Origin of the sequence: Candidatus Burkholderia verschuerenii, assembly GCF_001189365.1 — a bacterium.
Lineage (GTDB): Bacteria > Pseudomonadota > Gammaproteobacteria > Burkholderiales > Burkholderiaceae > Caballeronia > Caballeronia verschuerenii.
Genome location: NZ_LFJJ01000058.1, coordinates 1 through 18,915, shown reverse-complemented (window position 1 = coordinate 18,915; position 18,915 = coordinate 1). Strand labels below are relative to the sequence as shown.

Below are 18,915 nucleotides of genomic sequence, written 5' to 3'. Positions count from 1 at the left end.
GCAAGCGCGTGCTATGATTCCATTTCAGTTGACTCGTCAATTATTGCGCTTACAGAAAATGGCCGTTCACACAGCCGCGCATCATTCCAGCGGGCAGGTTTTACCGTTCCGCGAGTCGCTCATGGCGATGCTGGGCGTCTCCTTCGTCACGATGCTCGTCGCGCTCGATCAGACCGTCGTCGGCACCGCGCTGCCCACCATCGTCGCCGAACTGAAGGGCTTCGATCTCTACGCATGGGTCGCCACGTCCTATCTTCTGACATCCGTCATTACCGTGCCGATTTTCGGACGGCTCGGCGATTATTACGGCCGCAAACCCTTTGTGATCGCGTCGATCGTCGTGTTCACGGTGGCGTCCGTCCTATGCGGATTGGCCAACAGCATGATGTTCCTCGTGCTCGCGCGCGGCTTGCAGGGCATCGGCGGCGGAATGCTGGTCGGCACCGCGTTCGCGTGCATCGCCGATCTCTTCCCGGACAACGTCGTGCGATTGCGCTGGCAAGTGCTGATGAGTTCCGCTTTCGGCATTGCCAACGCGGTCGGGCCGTCGCTCGGCGGATTTCTCACGCAGTACTATGGCTGGTGGTCGGTGTTTTACGTGAATCTGCCGGTCGGCGTGGTGTCGCTGTTTTTCGTATGGCGCTTTCTGCCGCATTTGCGGCACGTCGCGCATGAAGGCAAGATGCGGCTCGATTTTCCCGGCGCGGTGCTGATCGCGGTCGCGCTCGGCGCGCTGCAATTGTTCGTCGAAATGTTGCCGAAACATGGTTTGTCGGCCGAGACGGCGGTGTTGCTGGTGTTGAGCGTCGCGGCATCGTATGCGCTGTGGAAGTGGGAAAAGCGTTGCGATTACGCCATTCTGCCCATCGACATGTTTCGCAACAAGGCGCTCGCCGCGCTCTTCACGCTGTCCGTGCTCAGCGGTTTCGCGATGTTCTCGTTGCTGTTCTACGCGCTGTTGCTGTTTCAGGGCGGCTTCGGCATGGATCCGAAAGACGCCGGCATGATGATCACGCCGCTGGTCGTGTTCATCACCATCGGCAGTATCGTGAACGGGCGGATCGTCACGCGTCTGAAGAACGCCAACGTCATGCTGTTCATCGGCTTTACGTGCATCGCCATTTCGTGTCTGGGCGTTGTGCTGTCCACGCGCAATATGCCGCGGGAACTGCTGCTCGTGTTCATGCTGATCGGCGGTCTCGGCCTCGGTTTCGTGATGCCGAACCTCACCGTTTTCGCGCAGCAGATGGCGGGCCGCGCGCATCTCGGCATTGCGACGGCGCTGCTGCAATCGCTGCGCATGATCGGCGGGATGATCGGCACGGCGCTGACTGGCACGCTGGTCGGACATCTGTACGCGAGCGGCGTCAGTCTTGCGCTGGACAAGGATCACGCGATGAAATGGCTCGGCGATCTGGCCGATCCGCAGATCCTGATCAACCGCGATGCACAGGGCACGCTGCTCGCTGAACTCGCGTCGGCCGGTCACAACGGCGCGGCGCTGGTGGAGTCGGCGCGCGAATCGCTGGTCACGGCGATTCACATCGGTTTGGCGGTGGCGGCGCTGATCGCGGTGGTGTCGGTCTGGCAGACGCGTCGCGTGCCGCCGGTGCGCCTGAAAGGACCGCAGGAGCCGGTCATCCTCGCAGAATGAAACACGGAAACACGCGTATGAATGAACAAGACCGTATCGCTGTGGTGCAGCAGTTCGGACGCACGTATCGCGCGTTCATGTCGGCGTTCGAGGCCGCCGTCGGTCAGCCGATGCCGCGCTGGCGCATCCTGCTCGCCTTGCACGAGCATGCGGGCGTGCTGTCGCAGAAGAAACTCGTCGAGCGGCTGAAGGTGGACCCGGGCGCGCTGACGCGTCAGTTGAAGACGCTGGAAGCGCTCGGCTGGATCGTGCGCAGCGTGGACGCGCGCGACAATCGCGTCTCGAATGTGGCGCTGACGCCGCAAGGCCGCGCCGCCGCCGAAGCGGGCTTGCCGCGCCGCAATGCGTTCCTGCACGACACGATGGCGTCGCTGCCGGACGACGCCATCGGCGCGTTGTCGGGCGCGCTGCTGATGCTGGAGGCGCGCATCGGCGAAGTGGCGGCCGCGAATGCATCGCAGGCGGTCGCCGTCGAGGATAAAGCTTAAAAGAACGTCTCGATGACTTCGGTCACGCGATACTTCGGATCGACGACCAGCACCTGACGCCACTTGTCGAACGTCAGACACGGATGCGAAATGTCGAACGCGATCATGTCGCCGACCTTCAGATCGTCGCCGGGCCGGATGCGCAGATACGCGTGCTGATCCATCAGCCCGAAAATTTCCCATCCTTCTTCCGATGAAATATCGCGCGGCGCGTCGCTGCCCGGGCGATAGTGCTTGGCGGGTTCCGGCATGCCGGCATCGAATGCGGAATCGCGCTTGCCGAAACCGATGATCGCGCGGTCCGGCTCGGGAATCGACTGCACGTACGCCCACAGTTGCAGCGCGGGCTTCAATCCCTGTCCCATTTTCTGCGCGATCGGATTGCGCGCGAAAATCTCGTTCTGCGCTTTCTTATAGATGCCGACGTCGTGCGTCAGGTAGCAGCCGGGGCGCAGCACGACTTCGATATCCTGGCTGTTGGCCTTGGCGAACTCATCGGCGACGACGTCGTACCATGCCGAACCCGCGCCCGAGAGAATCGCCGGCTTGCGCGCGATCTTGCCCTGGGCAATCAGTTCGCGCGTGGTATCGACGGCGCTCTTGAGGAACTCGCGCACTTTCGCTTCGTCCTGCAGCACGCCTTCGTACAGTTCGATGCCCGCCAGTTCGATCGTGCCTTTCCAGCGCGCGATAGCCGCGAGCACGGCTTCGCGTTGCGCATCGTCGCGCACGCCGGTGCGTCCGCCCGGCACGCCGAGTTCGATCAGCACGTTCAGCTTTTTGTTGACGTCGCTGAAGAACGCGCCGAGCTGCTCGACGCCTTCCGCCGAATCGACCAGACAGTAGAAATCGAAGCCGGGATCGTTCAGCAATTCGGCGATCAGGCCCATATTGCGCTTGCCGACGAGCTGATTCGCCATCAACACGCGATGCACGCCGCCGCGATACGCCGCGCGCACCTGATGCGCCGTCGCCAGCGTGATGCCCCACGCGCCGGTTTCGAGCTGACGGCGGAACAGTTGCGGCGCCATCGTCGTTTTGCCGTGCGGCGCGAGCTTGACGCCGTATTCCTCGACGAACTTCTGCATCCACTTCAGATTGTGTTCGATGCACTCCGCATACAGGACGGCGGCGGGCAGGCTCACGTCTTCCTCGAGCAGATTCCATTGGAGGCGCGCCGCGTCGACCAACTGGATGCTCATCCCCGGAACCATGCCGAGACCCTTGCCGAACGGATCGATTGTCGCGTTCTGATAGTTTGTAATTTTCATGTGATGCTGCTCCATCGTCCTTTTAAATAAGCATCAACCGATGTCGAAGATTGACGGCATCATAGTAACCAAAGTAGCATCGCGGATGGAAATGTTATTTAGTAACACGTCTCTCATCCATTCTCTGCTCCGGTTATGAACGGCCACGCCGACTCGCTCAGTTTCGATATCGTCGCACGCATCGCGGAACTCGCGCCCGCGTTGCGCAGCGCCGAGCGCAAGGTCGCCGCGCTGATTCTCGACGACCTCACGGGCGCATCGCGCGCGAGCATCGGCGCGCTGGCGGAGAAAGCGGACGTGAGCGTCGCCACCGTCACGCGGTTCGCTAAAGCCGTCGGCTGCGAAGATGTACGCGAGTTGAAGCTGCGGCTCGCGCAAGCGGCGGCGGTCGGGCAGCGTTTTTTCGAGCGCGAGCAGGACGCGGTGGCCGATTCGCTCGCCGCGCGCATCTTCGAAGATGTGCAAACCACGCTCGCGCAGAACCAGGGCGCGTTGCGCGCCGCACCGGTCGCGGACGCCGCCGATGCACTCGCCGAAGTCTCGATGATCTACGTGTTCGGCATGGGCGGCGGCTCGACCGCGCTCGCCGACGAAATGCGCTTTCGCCTCGTGCGGCTCGGACGGCCGGTGGCGTCGTATCAGGACGGCTTGTTGCAGCGCATGGTGGCGTCGACGCTGTCGAAAGAGAACGTGGTGATTGCGCTTTCCGTGACCGGGCAGACGCCCGAGATCGTCGAGAACTGCCGGCTCGCCAAAGAGTACGGCGCGCGCGTGATCGCGCTGACCGCGCCCGCGTCGCCGCTCGGTGCGATCGCCGACTGGCTGATTCCGATCATCGCGATCGAAACGGACTTCATCTACAAACCGTCGTCGTCGCGCTACGCGATGATGATGGCGCTCGATCTGCTCGTCACCGAACTCGCGGTGAAGCAGGCCGATCGCAGCCGCGAACTGCTGCGTCGCATGAAGCATGCGCTCGATGCGCATCGCGGCGGCGGCGAGCGTCAACCTCTGAGAGACTGACATGGAAAGCTGCGACACGCTGATCGTCGGCGCACGCGTGATCGACGGTACGGGCGCGCCCGCCGTCGAGCGCGATGTGGCGGTGCGCGACGGGCGCATCGTTGCCATCGAGGCGCCGGGCGCGTTGTCCGCATGGACCGCCGCGGACGTGTTCGACGCGCAAGGCAAGATCCTGGCGCCCGGTTTCATCGATGTCCACACGCACGACGACACGCACGTGATCCGCTCGCCGCAGATGATGCCGAAGATCACGCAAGGCGTGACAACGGTGATCGTCGGCAATTGCGGCATCAGCGCGTCGCCGGTGACGCTGAAGGGCGATCCGCCCGATCCGATGAACCTGCTCGGCAATGCCGCCGCGTTCAAGTATCCGACCTTCGCCGCTTACGTCGATGCGGTGAACGCGGCGCAACCGGCGGTGAACGTTGGCGCGCTGATCGGGCATACGGCGCTGCGCAACAACCAGATGGATCGGCTGGATCGCGCGGCATCGGGCGATGAAGTCGCGGGCATGCGCGTGCAACTCGAGGAAGCGCTGGATAACGGCGCGCTCGGTTTGTCGAGCGGGCTCGCGTACGGCTCGGTGTTCAACGCGCCGCCCGAGGAAGTGCAGGCGCTGGCCGAGCCTTTGGCGAAGGCGGGCGCGCTCTACACGACGCATATGCGCACCGAGTTCGACGCGATTCTCGATGCGATGGACGAAGCGTATCGCGTGGGCCGTCATGCGCGCGTGCCAGTGGTAATTTCGCATCTGAAATGCGCGGGGCCGTCGAACTGGGGACGCAGCGTCGACGTGCTGAAGTCGCTCGATACCACGCGCGGCGATCAGCCGGTCGGCTGCGATTGCTATCCGTACAACCGCAGTTCGTCGACGCTCGATCTGAAGCAGGTGACGGGCGATATCGACATCACGATCACCTGGTCGACGCCGCATCCGGAGATGGCGGGCAAGCTGATCCGCGAAGTCGCCGACGAATGGAAGCTCACGCAGCAGGAAGCGGCGAAGCGTCTGCAACCGGCGGGCGCGGTGTATCACAACATGTCGGAAGACGATGTGCGACGCATCCTGTCTCATCCCGCGACGATGATCGGCTCCGATGGCTTGCCGAACGATCCGCTGCCGCATCCGCGTTTGTGGGGCGCGTTTCCGCGCGTGCTCGGCCACTACGCGCGCGACACGTCCTTGATCTCGCTCGAAGAAGCCGTGCGCAAGATGACGAGCCTGACCGCGCGGCGTTTCAGCCTGAGCGAGCGCGGCGAAGTGAAGGTCGGCTATCACGCCGATCTGGTGGTGTTCGATCCCGAACGCGTTCGCGATGCCCGACGTTCACGCAGCCGCAGCAGGCGGCGGACGGTATCGACGCGGTGTGGGTGAATGGGGTTTTGACGTATCGCGAGCAGGCCGTGACCGGCGGCGCGCGGGACGTTTCGTGGCGCGCGGCGCGGCATCCAAGCTGGATGCGCAGGGCGCGTTTTAAGCACTATTGCGTTTGAAAAGGAGTGAAACGATGAAGCGTTATGGCGTGGAAGGTGGCAAGGGACAAGGCGGCGCGCATATGCTGTTCGCACGCGCGGTCGAAGCCGATGGCTGGCTGTTCGTGTCGGGCCAGACGCCGATGGAAAACGGCGAAGTGATCAACGGCGGCATCGTCGAGCAATCGCATAAAGCGATTCAGAACGTGATCGCGATTTTGACGGAAGCGGGTTACGGCACGGAACACGTCGTGCGCTGCGGCGTGTGGCTGGACGATCCGCGCGATTTTGCTTCGTTCAACAAGGTGTTCAAGGAGTATTTCGGGGCGAATCCGCCTGCGCGCGCTTGCGTCGTGTCGTCGATGGTGATCGATTGCAAGGTTGAGGTGGATTGCGTGGCTTATAAGAAGGCTTAAACAGAAGCCTAAATGCGAAAGCGGCTTCGCTTTTCAGGCGAAGCCGCTTTGGCTGATTTACTGCCGTGCCAACCGCGCATTATCCGGCATCGGCAAATTAAAGTTCGTCCGAAACGGATTGATATCCAGCCCGCCGCGCCGCGTATAACGCGCGTACACAGCAAGCCGCTCCGGCTTACATTCCCGCATGATGTCCATGAAAATGCGCTCGACGCATTGCTCATGAAACCCCGTATGTTCGCGGAACGACACGATATATTGCAGCAAGCTCGCGTGATCGATCTGCGTGCCGTAGTAGCGAATCTGCACGCTGCCCCAATCCGGCTGACCCGTCACCGGGCAATTCGACTTCAGCAGATTCGAAAACACCGTCTCGTCGATCGGCGCTTCGTCGTGCGCGGCTTTCAATAGCGACGCATCCGGCACATACACCTCGCATTCCAGATCCAGCCGATCCAGCGGCATGCCGTCGAATTCTTCCATCGACAGCTTGGCGAAGTCGGCGGGCGCGGCCAACTGAACGGAAACCGTCGCGCCACAGCACGCCGATACATCGCGCTTGATCGCGGCGCGCACGTCGTCGATCGAATCGAAACGCGTCTGCGCGAACGAGCCGAGATACAGCTTGAACGACTTCGATTCGACGATATTCGGCGAATCGGCCGGCACGAAAAACGTCGCCACCGCAATCTGCGGTTTGCCGCGCATGTTCAGCCACGACAGTTCGTACGCGTTCCAAATATCCGTGCCGAAAAAGGGCAGGCGCGCGGGCACGCCGATCGCATCGCGCGCGGTCTGGCGCTCGATGGGAAACAGCAGCGTCGCGTCGTACTGTTCGGTGTAGTGAGTCGGCTTGCCGAGCGGTGATTGTTCGGGTGTCATGATGCGTTCGCTATGCCGCTGAGAACATGCCCGGTCGCCGTGACGACACGAGCCGATTCGCAGTGGCGAATTTGATCGTCGAAGAAAAAGTCGGGTTCGAATTCGCGCAGGAATTCGCCCTTGTCAAGTCCGCCGAGAAACATCGCTTCGTCGATATCGATGTCCCAGGCCATCAGCGTGCGGATCGCACGTTCGTGTGCGGGCGCGGAGCGCGCGGTGACGAGCGCGGTGCGGATATGCATCGGCTGATCGTCGTGATCGTCGGCGATGCGTTGCAGCTTGTTCAGCGCGGCCAGCAGCGGTTTCAACGGTCCGCCCGGCAACGGCGATTCGCGTTTGCCGGTTTCGTGAATCGACGAACGCGCTCAGGCCGTTGCTTTGAAACACGCGTTCGGCTTCGTCGGAAAACAGCACGGCATCGCCATCGAACGCGATGCGGATTTCGTCCGCGTAACGGTTCGCGGCACGCGGCGTTTCGACCGGCAGCACGCGCGCGGCGGGAAAGCCGGCGTCGAGCGCATCGCGCACATCGTCCGGATTCGCCGATAGAAACAGCGACGCGCGCAACGGCCGCAAATACGCAAACGGCGAGCGCCCGCGCGTGAACACGCCGCGTTCGATCGCCAGCCCATGCTCGCGGCACGAATGAAACGCGCGCAAGCCGCTGATCGGATCGCTGCGCGACAAAATCACGACTTCGACGCGCTGCTCGTCCGCGTTCAACGCCAGCAATTTCCGGATCAGCCCGAATGCGACGCCCGGTTTCGCGGGCGTTTCCAGCCGCGAACGCTGCAGCGCTTCGTACTGCGCGAGATCGCCCGCCTCGAACACGCGATTCTCTTCCTCGAAGTCGAACAGCGCGCGCGATGAAATCGCGACCACGAGTTTGTCTTCGAGCGTGAACTTCGGCATCGGCGGGTCTCGGTCGATCTCAGGCGAGGAAAAGCTTGTACACGGGATTGCCCTGCTCGTCCCACCACGGATAACCGAGCGTCGCGAGGAAGCGCTCGAACTCGGCGTTGTCCGCCTGCGGCACCTGAATGCCGACGAGAATCGAGCTCGTATCCGCGCCCTGATTCCGGTAATGGAACAGGCTGATGTTCCATTCCGGCGCCATCGACGAGAGGAATTTCATCAGCGCGCCCGGACGCTCCGGGAATTCGAAACGTAGCAAACGCTCGTCGCGCGCCAGCGGCGAATGGCCGCCGACCATGTAGCGAATATGCTGCTTCGAGAGCTCGTCGTGCGACAAATCGACCGTCGCGAAACCGTGCTCGATGAACGCGGACATCATCTGCGCCGTCTCTTTGCGCGACTTGATCTGCACGCCGACGAAGATATGCGCCGCGCTTTGATCGGCGATCCGGTAGTTGAACTCCGTGACGCTGCGCGTGCCGACGAGTTCGCAGAAGCGGCGGAAGCTGCCGCGCTCTTCGGGAATCGTCACGGCGAACACGGCTTCGCGCGCTTCGCCGACTTCCGCGCGCTCCGCGACGAAGCGCATGCGGTCGAAGTTCATGTTAGCGCCCGACGTCACCGCGATCAGCGTCTTGCCTTCGATGCCTTCGCGTTCCGCATACACCTTCGCGCCCGCCACCGCGAGCGATCCCGCCGGTTCCAGCACCGAGCGCGTGTCCTGAAACACATCCTTGATGGCGGCGCAAAGGGCATCCGTATCGACGGTGATGACGTCGTCGAGCAATTCGCGGCACAGCCGGAAGGTTTCCTCGCCGACGAGTTTCACCGCCGTGCCGTCCGAAAACAGGCCGACTTCGGAAAGCGTCACGCGCTCGCCCGCCTTGATGGACTTCGCCATCGCGCAGGAATCCTCGGTCTGCACGCCGATCACCTTGATCTCCGGCCGCACCGCCTTGATGTACGCCGCGACGCCCGCCGCGAGTCCGCCGCCGCCGATCGGGCAGAAGATCGCGTGAATCGGGCCCTGATGCTGACGCAGAATTTCCATCGCGACGGTGCCTTGTCCGGCGATCACGTCCGGATCGTCGAACGGATGCACGAAGGTCAGGCCGCGCTCTTCCTGAAGCTGCACGGCGCGCGCGTAGGCGTCGCTATACGATTCGCCCGCCAGCACGATTTCGACGGTCGGGCCGCCGTGGGCGCGAATCGCGTCGATCTTCACTTGCGGCGTCGTGGTCGGCACGGCGATCACCGCGCGGCAACCGAGCCGAGCCGCCGACAGCGCCACGCCTTGCGCGTGATTGCCCGCCGACGCCGTAATCACGCCGCGCGCGAGCACGTCCGCGGGCAGTTGTGCCATCTTGTTGTACGCGCCGCGAATCTTGAACGAGAACACCGGCTGGTTGTCCTCGCGCTTCAGATAGAACGCGTTGTGCAGACGAGCCGACAAGTTGCGCGCGTGTTCCAGTTCGCTTTCGCGCGCGACGTCGTAGACCCGCGCGGTCAGCACTTTCTTCAGATAATCAGGATGTGTCATGCGGCTGCGCTACATTTCGTGGGCGAAAACATAAATGATAGCGCGTGAAGCGCGATTTTCCGGCCGCACGGCAATCGACCGACCGGACGGACGCATAAAAGTGCGCAAAAGTGCTGATCTGTGTCGAAAATGCTCGCGCAAATGCCCCTTCTCGCTGCTAGCAACGGCGAACGTGCTTTATCGCGATGGGTTAGAATTTCCCTTTACAAATCGGCAATCAGGATCGGCAGATGCACCGGCAGCTTCGGATCGATTTACTGACGCATGTCTCCCGCGAGGCTCATCCCGCGGCGGAACGGCATGCGCGTCACACGCGATCGTGGCGTTCGAGTTGATCCCGGTAGCGGGCACATCGAAGGCGCCGTGATGATTCTCGTCGTGTTGCCGAACACCGCCACGCGCGGTTCCGCCGCCTTCGCACTAGAAAAGTTTCATTCGAAAATCTGCGCCCCCACGCGCATCGCCGGTTGCAGCGCTCCCCTTGAAGCGCGCACCGGCACACCGAACCGTCGAACATGAACGCACCTCAAGCCTTCGATCCGAACGGCGCCCATGCCGCCTTGGCGCTCGATATCGAGCCCCGTCTGCGCGAAATTCCCTATAACTACACGTCGTTTTCCGATCGCGAAATCGTCATGCGTCTGCTCGGCGACGAAGCCTGGGCGGCGCTGGACGAACTGCGCGCGGAACGCCGCACCGGCCGCTCGGCGCGCATGCTGTACGAAGTGCTCGGCGATATCTGGGTCGTGCGCCGCAATCCGTATCTGCAGGACGATCTGCTCGACAACCCGAAGCGTCGCGCGCTTTTGGTCGAGGCGCTGAATCACCGTCTCGCGGAAATTGAGAAACGCCGTCACGCAGATCTGGCCGAGCACAGCGCCGAATCCGGCAGCGCCGAACGCGCCGCGCGCGTGCAACTGCTGGTGGCGAAAGCGCGCATTGCCGTCGATGAATTCGCCGCGGAATTCGGCCGCATGGCCGATCTGCGCCGCCGCGCATCGCGCGTGCTGGGCAAGCAGACGGCGAAGGACAACATCAAGTTCGACGGCCTGTCGCGCGTCGCGCACGTGACCGATGCGACCGATTGGCGCGTCGAATATCCGTTCGTCGTGCTCACGCCGGATTCGGAGGCGGAAATCGCCGGGCTGATCAAGGCGTGCTTCGAACTGGGTTTGACCGTGATTCCGCGCGGCGGCGGCACCGGCTACACCGGCGGCGCGATTCCGCTGACGCCGTTCTCCGCCGTCATCAACACGGAAAAGCTCGAACAGCTCGGTCCGGTCGAAATGACGGATTTGCCGGGCGTCGATCACAAGGTCGCGACGATTTTCTCGGGCGCGGGCGTGGTCACGCGGCGCGTCACGGAAGCGGCGGAGCAGGCGGGCTTCGTGTTCGCGGTCGATCCGACTTCGCTCGATGCATCGTGCGTCGGCGGCAATGTCGCGATGAACGCGGGCGGCAAGAAGGCGGTGTTGTGGGGCACGGCGCTTGACAACCTCGCGTGGTGGCGCATGGTCGATCCGGAAGGCAACTGGCTCGAAATCACGCGTCTTGAGCACAACTGCGGCAAGATTCACGACGTCGACGTGGCACGCTTCCGGCTCGACTGGTTCGACGGCAATCGTCCGCCGGGCGAGAAGCTGATTCGCAGCGAAAACCTCGACATCAAAGGCCGCGTGTTCCGCAAGGAAGGGCTGGGCAAGGACGTCACGGATAAATTCCTCGCCGGTCTGCCGGGCGTGCAAAAGGAAGGCTGCGACGGGCTGATCACGTCCGCGCGCTGGATTCTGCACAAGATGCCCGCGCATACGCGGACGGTCTGCCTCGAATTCTTCGGTCAGGCGCGAGACGCGATTCCGAGCATCGTCGAAATCAAGGACTATCTGTTCGAAACGTCGAAGCAGGGCGGCGCGATTCTCGCCGGTTTCGAGCATCTGGACGAACGCTATCTGCGCGCGGTCGGCTACGCCACGAAGAGCAAGCGCAACGCGTTTCCGAAGATGGTGCTGATCGGCGATATCGTCGGCGACGACGCCGATGCGGTCGCGCAAGCCACCTCCGAAGTCGTGCGCATGGCGAACGGCAAGAGCGGCGAAGGCTTCGTCGCGGTGAACGCCGAGGCGCGCAAGCGCTTCTGGCTCGATCGCTCGCGCACGGCGGCCATCGCCAAGCATACGAACGCGTTCAAGATCAACGAAGACGTCGTGATCCCGCTCAATCGCATGGGCGAGTACACGGACGGCATCGAGCGGATCAATATCGAACTGTCGCTGAAGAACAAGCTGCAACTCGTCGATGCGCTCGAAGCGTTTTTCCGCAACGGCAAGCTGCCGCTCGGCAAGACCGACGACGCGAACGAAATCCCCAGCGCCGAACTGCTCGAAGACCGCGTGCAACAAGCGCTCGATCTGCTCAAGCGCGTGCGCGAACGCTGGCTGTTCGTCGGCGACAAGCTCGATATGCCCTTGCGCGAGGCACAGCACTATCTGCTGAATCTCGGCTACGAAGCGCTCGCGGAGAAGTTCGCGGATCGCGTCGACGTGCAGCCGGACGCGACGGTGTTTCATATCGCGCAGGATCGCACGGTGCGCATTTCGTGGAAGCAGGAGATTCGCGCGGAATTGCGCCAGATTTTCAACGGCGGCGAGTTCAAGCCGATCCTCGACGAGGCGCAAGCCATCCACAAGCAAGTGCTGCGCGGACGCGTGTTCGTCGCGCTCCACATGCACGCGGGCGATGGCAACGTGCACACGAATATCCCCGTCAACTCCGACAACTACGCGATGCTGCAGGACGCGCATCACGCGGTGGCGCGCATCATGAAGCTCGCGCGTTCGCTCGACGGCGTGATTTCGGGCGAGCACGGCATCGGCATTACGAAGCTCGAATTCCTGACCGAAGACGAAATCAGCGATTTCCGCGCGTACAAGCAGCGCGTCGATCCGAATGGCCGCTTCAACGCGGGCAAGCTGTTCGACGGCGCGGATTTGCGCAACGCGTACACGCCGTCGTTCGGGCTGATGGGCTACGAGTCACTGATCATGCAGCAGTCGGATATCGGCGCGATTTCCGAGTCGATCAAGGACTGCCTGCGCTGCGGCAAGTGCAAGCCGGTGTGCGCCACGCACGTGCCGCGCGCGAACTTGCTCTACAGCCCGCGCAACAAGATTCTCGCGACCTCGCTGCTGGTCGAAGCCTTCCTGTACGAAGAACAGACGCGGCGCGGCGTGTCGATCAAGCATTGGGACGAATTCAACGACGTCGCCGATCACTGCACCGTCTGCCACAAATGCGTGACGCCATGCCCGGTGAAGATCGACTTCGGCGATGTCACGATGAACATGCGCAATCTCTTGCGCAAGATGGGCAAGAAGAAGTTCAACGCGGGCAACGCGGCGGGCATGTTCTTCCTGAACGCGATCAATCCGCAGACGATCAACCTCGCGCGCACTGCGATGATGGGCGTCGGCTACAAGGCGCAGCGCTTCGGCAACGACATGCTAAAGAAGATCGTCAAGAAGCAGACGGCGAAACCGCCCGCGACGGTCGGCAAGCCGCCGGTCGTGCAGCAGGTGATCCACTTCGTCAACAAGAAGATGCCCGGCAATCTGCCGAAGAAAACGGCGCGCTCGCTGCTGGATATCGAGGACAACAAGATCGTCCCGATCATCCGCAATCCGAAGACGACCACGGTCGATTCGGAAGCCGTGTTCTATTTCCCTGGCTGCGGTTCGGAGCGTCTGTTCTCGCAGGTCGGACTCGCCACGCAGGCGATGTTGTGGGAAGCGGGCGTGCAGACCGTGTTGCCGCCGGGTTATCTGTGCTGCGGTTATCCGCAGCGCGGCTCGGGTCAGTTCGACAAGGCGGAGAAGATCGTCACGGACAATCGCGTGCTGTTTCATCGCGTCGCGAATACGCTGAACTATCTCGATATCAAAACCGTCGTGGTGTCGTGCGGAACGTGTTACGACCAGCTCGCGGGCTATGAATTCGAGAAGATTTTCCCCGGCTGCCGGATCATCGACATTCACGAATTTTTGCTTGAGAGGAACATCAAGCTGGAAGGCGTGACCGGCACGCGCTACATGTATCACGATCCTTGCCACTCGCCGATCAAGACGATGGACCCCGTCAAGCTCGTCAATGATCTGATGGGCGCAAAAAATGACGGTTACAAGATCGAGAAGAACGATCGATGCTGCGGCGAGTCGGGCACGCTTGCGGTGACGCGTCCGGACGTCTCCACGCAGGTCCGCTTCCGCAAGGAAGAGGAGATTCGCAAGGGCGCCGCGAAGCTGCGCGGCATTCCGCTCGTTGCCGAAGCGGGCGCGAACGCGATCAATATCGCGAACGCATCGGCCGGTGCGGCTGGCGCGCAGCCGGGCTCGGTGCTGAAGGCCGGCGACGGTCCGCAGCCTGTCAACGGAGCAAGCGGGCAAGACGTGAAGATCCTGACGAGCTGCCCGTCGTGCCTGCAAGGTTTGTCGCGCTACAACGAGGACGCCAATGTCGAGGCGGACTATATCGTCGTGGAAGTCGCGCGCAAGGTGCTCGGCGAGAACTGGATGGAGCAGTACGTCGAACGCGCGAACAATGGCGGTATCGAGCGCGTACTGGTGTAATAGCGGAATCGAGGTTGATTCGCTAGAGGTTCAAGATGGACTGTGTGTTTTGCCGTGAAGACGGCGGCGAGGTGCTGTGGAAGGACGACGTCATGCGCGTCGTCCTCGCCGATGAACCGGACTGGCCGGGTTTGTGTCGCGTGATCTGGAACGCGCACGTCGCCGAAATGTCCGATCTTTCCGACGACGACCGCATCCGCGTGATGACCGCCGTCAATATCGTCGAACGGGCGATGCGCCGCGTGCTCGTGCCGGACAAGATGAATCTGGCGAGTCCCGGCAATCAAGTGCCGCATGTGCATTGGCACGTCATTCCGCGCTTCACGAACGATTCGCGCTTTCCGCTGCCGATCTGGGCGCCGCGTCAGCGCACGGTCTCCGAGGTTCTGCTGTCCCGGCGCCGCGTGCAGGCGACGCTGATGGTCGAGCAGATTCGCAACGAGCTGAATCAGGCATTCGGCGTTCAATAAGATCATCATGAGCGGACTTTCATCCACGACGCCGATTCCCACCGGCGTCGTTCTTCATTCCAAATCCCGCGTGCTGGAACTGCAATATGCCGACGGCGAGTCGTATCGCGTGCCGTTCGAGCTGTTGCGCGTGTATTCGCCTTCCGCCGAAGTGCAGGGCCACGGGCCGGGACAGGAAACGCTGCAAACGGGCAAGCGCGACGTGACGATCATAGGTATCGATCCGGTCGGGCATTACGCGCTGCAACTGAATTTCTCCGATGGCCACAACACGGGCATTTATTCGTGGGACATCCTGTACAACCTGGCGACGCGTCAGGACGACTTGTGGCGCGAATATCTCGGCAAGCTGGAAGCGGCGGGCGTCGAGCGCGACGCGCCGATGGCGGCGAAGCCTTCCGGCGGCCACTGTCATTGAGATCGACGAGAATCAACGCTGCGGCATAACGCCGCATGTCCGGCGCGCGGATTGCGCAGCCAAGAGAACGACAGCAAAACGAACAACAGGCGAGGAAAGAGCGCTATGAGCAAGACGCACTTCGGATACGAAACGGTCGACGAGCAGGACAAGGCGAAGAAAGTGGCGGGCGTGTTCCACTCCGTCGCGAGCAACTACGACCTGATGAACGACCTGATGTCCGGCGGATTGCATCGGATCTGGAAGCATTTCACGATCGGTCAGGCGAAGGTGCGGCCGGGCTACAAGGTGCTGGATCTGGCCGGCGGCACCGGCGATCTGGCGATGGCCTTCGCCAAGCAGGCGGGCGAGACGGGCGAAGTCTGGCACACGGATATCAACGAATCGATGCTGTGCGTGGGCCGCGACCGGCTGATCGACAAGGGTGTGATGACGCCCGCGCTGCTGTGCGACGCCGAGAAGATTCCCTTTCCGGACAAATATTTCAATATCATTACAGTTGTATTCGGTTTACGTAACATGACCCACAAGGACAGCGCGCTCGCCGAAATGTGCCGTGTGCTGAAGCCGGGCGGGAAATTGCTGGTCCTGGAATTTTCGAAAGTCTGGGAACCGCTCAAAAAGCCGTACGATATCTACAGTTTCAAGATTTTGCCGTGGCTTGGCGAAAAAGTGGCGAAGGATGCAGACAGCTATCGCTATCTCGCGGAGTCGATCCGCATGCATCCGGACCAGGAAACTTTGAAAACAATGATGGAACAAGCTGGCCTGGATCGAGTCGAATATTACAATTTGTCAGGTGGCGTGGTAGCGTTACACGTCGGGACAAAATTTTGATGTTCCACTCTTTAGAGGATTCGAAATGTTCCCTTATGCCTGCACCAGCGGAGCGGCCGGGTTCTTCAGATACTGCTCGCGGATCGCCTTCGCCGTATGGAACGCCAGCGCGGCGACAATGCCCGTCGGGTTGTAGCCCATGTTCTGCGGGAACGCGGACGCGCCCGTAACGAACACGTTCGGTACATCCCAGCTTTGCAGATACTTGTTCACGACCGACGTTTCCGGCGACGTGCCCATCACCGCGCCGCCCGTCGTGTGCGTCGACTGATACGGACGGACGTCGTAGTGCTGGCCCTTCTTGCGGATGGCGCGGAAATACTTCTCCGGATTCATCGCCTTCGCGACTTCTTCCATGCGATCGCCCATGTGGCCGAGCATCGCGTATTCGTTGTCGTGCCAGTCGAAGGTCATGCGCAGCAGCGGCAGACCGTAGGCATCGCGATATGTCGGATCGAGGTCGAGATACGCGTCGCGGTACGGCATCACCGACCCGGAAATGCCGATGGTCATGTAGCGCTGATACGCATCCGTGACGCCCGCCTTCCAGCCGCTGCCCCAGTTGGGCGTGCCCGGAATGGTCTGCGCCTGCTTGATCGGACGGCCGCCCGTGCGGACGTAGCGAATGCTTGCGCCGCCGACGAAGCCGAGCGGGCCGTGATCGAACTGGTCGCCGTTCAAATCGTCCAGGCCGACGCCGCCCGCGCCCGAACCGACGAACGGGTTCAGTTGCGTGCCCTTGGGCAGCAGCACGTTGATGCCGCCGTTCATCTGATATGCATAAGTTACGGCCGATCGTGCCCTTGCCGGAGATCGGATCGTAAGGCGTTCCGATGCCCGACATCAGCAAGAGACGCACGTTGTGCATCTGGAATGCCCCGACGATCACCATATCCGCCGGCTGCTCGACTTCGCGACCTTGCGCGTCGATATAGGTGACGCCCGTCGCGCGCTTCTTGTCCGGCGACAGCAGCACCTTCGTCACGTACGACTTCGTGCGCAATTCGAAGTTGGGCTTCTTGAGCAGCACGGGAAGAATCGTCGTTTGCGGCGATGCCTTCGAGTACATGTAGCAGCCGAAGTCTTCGCAGAAGCCGCAGAAGTTGCACGGTCCGAGGCGCACGCCGTACGGATTCGTGTAGGACTCCGATGCATTCGCGGCCGGCGCCGGATACGGATTGAAACCGGCTTCGCGCGCGGCCTTTTCGAACAGTTGCGCGCCGAGACCGTTCTTCAGCGGCGCGGTCGGGAATTCATTCTTGCGCGCGCCTTCGAGCGGGTTGCCGCCTTTCTGGATCTGACCGTTGAGATTACCCGCCTTGCCCGACGTACCGAACACCTTTTCGGCGAAGTCGAGGAACGGCTCCATCTCGTCGTAGGTCACTCCGAAGTCCTGCACCTGCATGCCTTCGGGGATGAACTTCTTGCCGTAGCGTTCTTCATAACGCGTGCGCAATTGCAGCTCTTCCGGCAGCATCCGATAGTGCATGCCGTTCCAGTGGAAGCCCGCGCCGCCCACGCCGTTGCCGAGCAGGAACGAACCGTTCTGGCGATACGGCACCGCGAGATCGTTCACGCCGTGACGGATCGTGACCGTCTCGCTCGAAAGGTCCTGGAACAGCGCGCCGCGCACGCCGTACTTGAGTTCGTCGATAACCTTCGGATAGTTTGCATCCGTCGGCGTGTCGCGCATCGCGCCGCGCTCGAGCGCGACCACGTTGAGGCCCGCGTCCGTCAGTTCCTGACCGAGAATCGCGCCCGTCCAGCCGAAGCCGACGATCACGCAATCGACCTTATCTTTCTTGATAGCCACTACTTACCCCCGCCTGCCGTCGATCGATACCGGACCGTACGGGTACTTGACACCCGGCTGTTCGATCCAGTCCATGAAGTCCGCCCCTGCGCCGGGGAAGCCAATCATCTTCCAGCCTACCATGTCCTTGTTGCCGCCGTAGATCGGGTCGGCCAGGAAGCCTTCCTTCACGTTGCCGAGCAGGTAAGAGAAGAACGTGCGCGCGGGCACCGAGTCGAACTCGACCTTGGCGTGCTCCATTTCGCCGAGCACTTGTTCCTGCGTCTTTTGATCGAGTTGCGCGAAGGTCTTGCCGCCGAAGTGCTTGGCGCAATGGTCGTCGCACGACTTGATGCCGTGGCGATAGATATCGCGCGGCGCGAGGTTCATCGGGTAGCCCATTTCGGGCGCCTGATCCGGATGAAACGGCCCTTGCATGTACCACAGCTTGCCGTGGCCGTAGGGCGTTTCCATCTGACGGTCGATGTATTCGGGGACGCCTGCCTTCAGCGCGCCGGGACCGTGTTCATCGTCGGGAATCAGACGATCGACGGCGGCGTTGATGAAGGTCCACTCGGCATCGGTGAAGTAGGTGGGCGAGTAGGGTTTGCTGCTTGCTGCGGCGGCGCTCGACGTTTCGGTCGGGCTGCTGCACGCGGTCTGCGTGAGCGCCGTACCCGTGCCGACAGTGGCGGCGGGCACGATGGCCAGCACCTGTCGCAAGAAGCGGCGGCGCGGCTCCTGATCGTTCGACATCTTCGTTCTCGTGATGGGGGACATGCGTGCGCGAACGGTCTCCCCATGTCGATGGAGCGGCCGCACGCCCGGGCGGAGCGGGGGACGCGCCCGGGTTGCGTGCATCATCGAACGGGTTCGAGGCTGGCTGCGCGTCGGGCGGACAACTTGATTTGTGAGGCTGGCGCGAACGGATTTTTATCGCTTCCCCGATCCTGTGTTCGCTTCGTCGGGGCGCAGTGTAAAGAGTAAAGAGTCGGCCCTTCAGAATTAGTCGAAGTCAAGGGTGGCAAGGGGCCGCCGGAAGATCGTGTTTCCCAGAACTCCCAGAAGCAATATTGATCTGAATGGTTTCCTGGGAGTTTGGAACTTCGCCGAT

General features: G+C 62.0%; 13 protein-coding genes and 3 pseudogenes. 10 read left to right on the top strand and 6 right to left on the bottom strand.

Annotated features, from left to right (window positions below; translation table 11 throughout):
- Positions 1 to 58 precede the first annotated feature (58 nt).
- Positions 59 to 1,654 carry an MFS transporter gene (locus BVER_RS12705; protein ID WP_050453602.1) on the top strand — a complete coding sequence of 532 codons (1,596 nt, stop codon included), beginning with the start codon at positions 59 to 61 and terminating at the stop codon, positions 1,652 to 1,654.
- A 17-nt stretch (positions 1,655 to 1,671) separates the two neighbouring features.
- Positions 1,672 to 2,142, top strand: coding sequence for a MarR family winged helix-turn-helix transcriptional regulator (locus tag BVER_RS12700; protein WP_050453601.1), 471 nt, complete (start codon positions 1,672 to 1,674; stop codon positions 2,140 to 2,142).
- On the opposite strand, the gene BVER_RS12695 is transcribed toward BVER_RS12700, so the two are convergent.
- On the bottom strand, positions 2,139 to 3,413 hold the full coding sequence (locus BVER_RS12695; protein WP_050453610.1) for an amino acid deaminase: 1,275 nt from the start codon (positions 3,411 to 3,413) through the stop codon (positions 2,139 to 2,141). The genes BVER_RS12700 and BVER_RS12695 overlap by 4 nt on opposite strands.
- A 135-nt stretch (positions 3,414 to 3,548) precedes the next feature.
- Here BVER_RS12695 and BVER_RS12690 point away from each other — a divergent pair, with 135 nt between their 5' ends.
- From BVER_RS12690 to BVER_RS12680, 3 genes and pseudogenes are all read left to right on the top strand, one after another.
- Entirely contained in the window at positions 3,549 to 4,436 is an 888-nt protein-coding gene (locus BVER_RS12690) for a MurR/RpiR family transcriptional regulator (protein ID WP_050453600.1), read from the top strand.
- A gap of 1 nt (position 4,437) precedes the next feature.
- Positions 4,438 to 5,914: pseudogene (locus tag BVER_RS12685) on the top strand (N-acyl-D-amino-acid deacylase family protein).
- Between the two features lie 30 nt (positions 5,915 to 5,944).
- On the top strand, positions 5,945 to 6,325 hold the full coding sequence (locus BVER_RS12680) for a RidA family protein (RefSeq protein WP_050453599.1): 381 nt from the start codon (positions 5,945 to 5,947) through the stop codon (positions 6,323 to 6,325).
- A gap of 57 nt (positions 6,326 to 6,382) precedes the next feature.
- Here BVER_RS12680 and queF read toward each other — a convergent pair whose 3' ends face one another.
- From queF to ilvA, 3 genes and pseudogenes are all read right to left on the bottom strand, one after another.
- Complete coding sequence (queF, locus tag BVER_RS12675) at positions 6,383 to 7,207, bottom strand: NADPH-dependent 7-cyano-7-deazaguanine reductase QueF (protein ID WP_050453598.1); 825 nt, start codon at positions 7,205 to 7,207, stop codon at positions 6,383 to 6,385.
- Positions 7,204 to 8,119: pseudogene (locus tag BVER_RS12670) on the bottom strand (5'-nucleotidase). The gene queF and the pseudogene BVER_RS12670 overlap by 4 nt, the downstream one beginning before the upstream one ends.
- A 19-nt stretch (positions 8,120 to 8,138) precedes the next feature.
- A complete protein-coding gene (ilvA, locus tag BVER_RS12665; RefSeq protein WP_050453597.1) occupies positions 8,139 to 9,662 on the bottom strand; it encodes a threonine ammonia-lyase, biosynthetic in 1,524 nt (507 codons plus the stop codon).
- A gap of 366 nt (positions 9,663 to 10,028) precedes the next feature.
- Here ilvA and BVER_RS31490 point away from each other — a divergent pair, with 366 nt between their 5' ends.
- The 5 genes from BVER_RS31490 to ubiE all read left to right on the top strand — a co-directional run bounded on the left by BVER_RS31490 (position 10,029) and on the right by ubiE (position 16,009).
- Positions 10,029 to 10,181, top strand: a complete 153-nt coding sequence (locus tag BVER_RS31490) for a hypothetical protein (protein ID WP_157056036.1) — start codon at positions 10,029 to 10,031, stop codon at positions 10,179 to 10,181.
- The gene (locus tag BVER_RS12660) at positions 10,178 to 14,284 is read left to right on the top strand and encodes a DUF3683 domain-containing protein (RefSeq protein ID WP_050453596.1); all 4,107 of its coding nucleotides are present in this window, start codon (positions 10,178 to 10,180) and stop codon (positions 14,282 to 14,284) included. Before BVER_RS31490 ends, BVER_RS12660 begins: the two co-directional genes overlap by 4 nt.
- Before the next feature lie 35 nt (positions 14,285 to 14,319).
- Complete coding sequence (locus BVER_RS12655; protein ID WP_050453595.1) at positions 14,320 to 14,754, top strand: HIT family protein; 435 nt, start codon at positions 14,320 to 14,322, stop codon at positions 14,752 to 14,754.
- A 7-nt stretch (positions 14,755 to 14,761) separates the two neighbouring features.
- Entirely contained in the window at positions 14,762 to 15,172 is a 411-nt protein-coding gene (locus tag BVER_RS12650) for a gamma-butyrobetaine hydroxylase family protein (RefSeq protein WP_050453594.1), read from the top strand.
- A 105-nt stretch (positions 15,173 to 15,277) separates the two neighbouring features.
- A complete protein-coding gene (gene ubiE / locus BVER_RS12645; protein ID WP_050453593.1) occupies positions 15,278 to 16,009 on the top strand; it encodes a bifunctional demethylmenaquinone methyltransferase/2-methoxy-6-polyprenyl-1,4-benzoquinol methylase UbiE in 732 nt (243 codons plus the stop codon).
- Positions 16,010 to 16,042: 33 nt separating this feature from the next.
- Here ubiE and BVER_RS12640 read toward each other — a convergent pair.
- Positions 16,043 to 17,822 (bottom strand): annotated as a pseudogene (locus BVER_RS12640) (GMC family oxidoreductase).
- A gap of 3 nt (positions 17,823 to 17,825) precedes the next feature.
- Positions 17,826 to 18,557: a gluconate 2-dehydrogenase subunit 3 family protein gene (locus BVER_RS12635; RefSeq protein WP_050453592.1), complete on the bottom strand. Its 732-nt coding sequence runs from the start codon at positions 18,555 to 18,557 to the stop codon at positions 17,826 to 17,828.
- Positions 18,558 to 18,915: the final 358 nt, after the last annotated feature.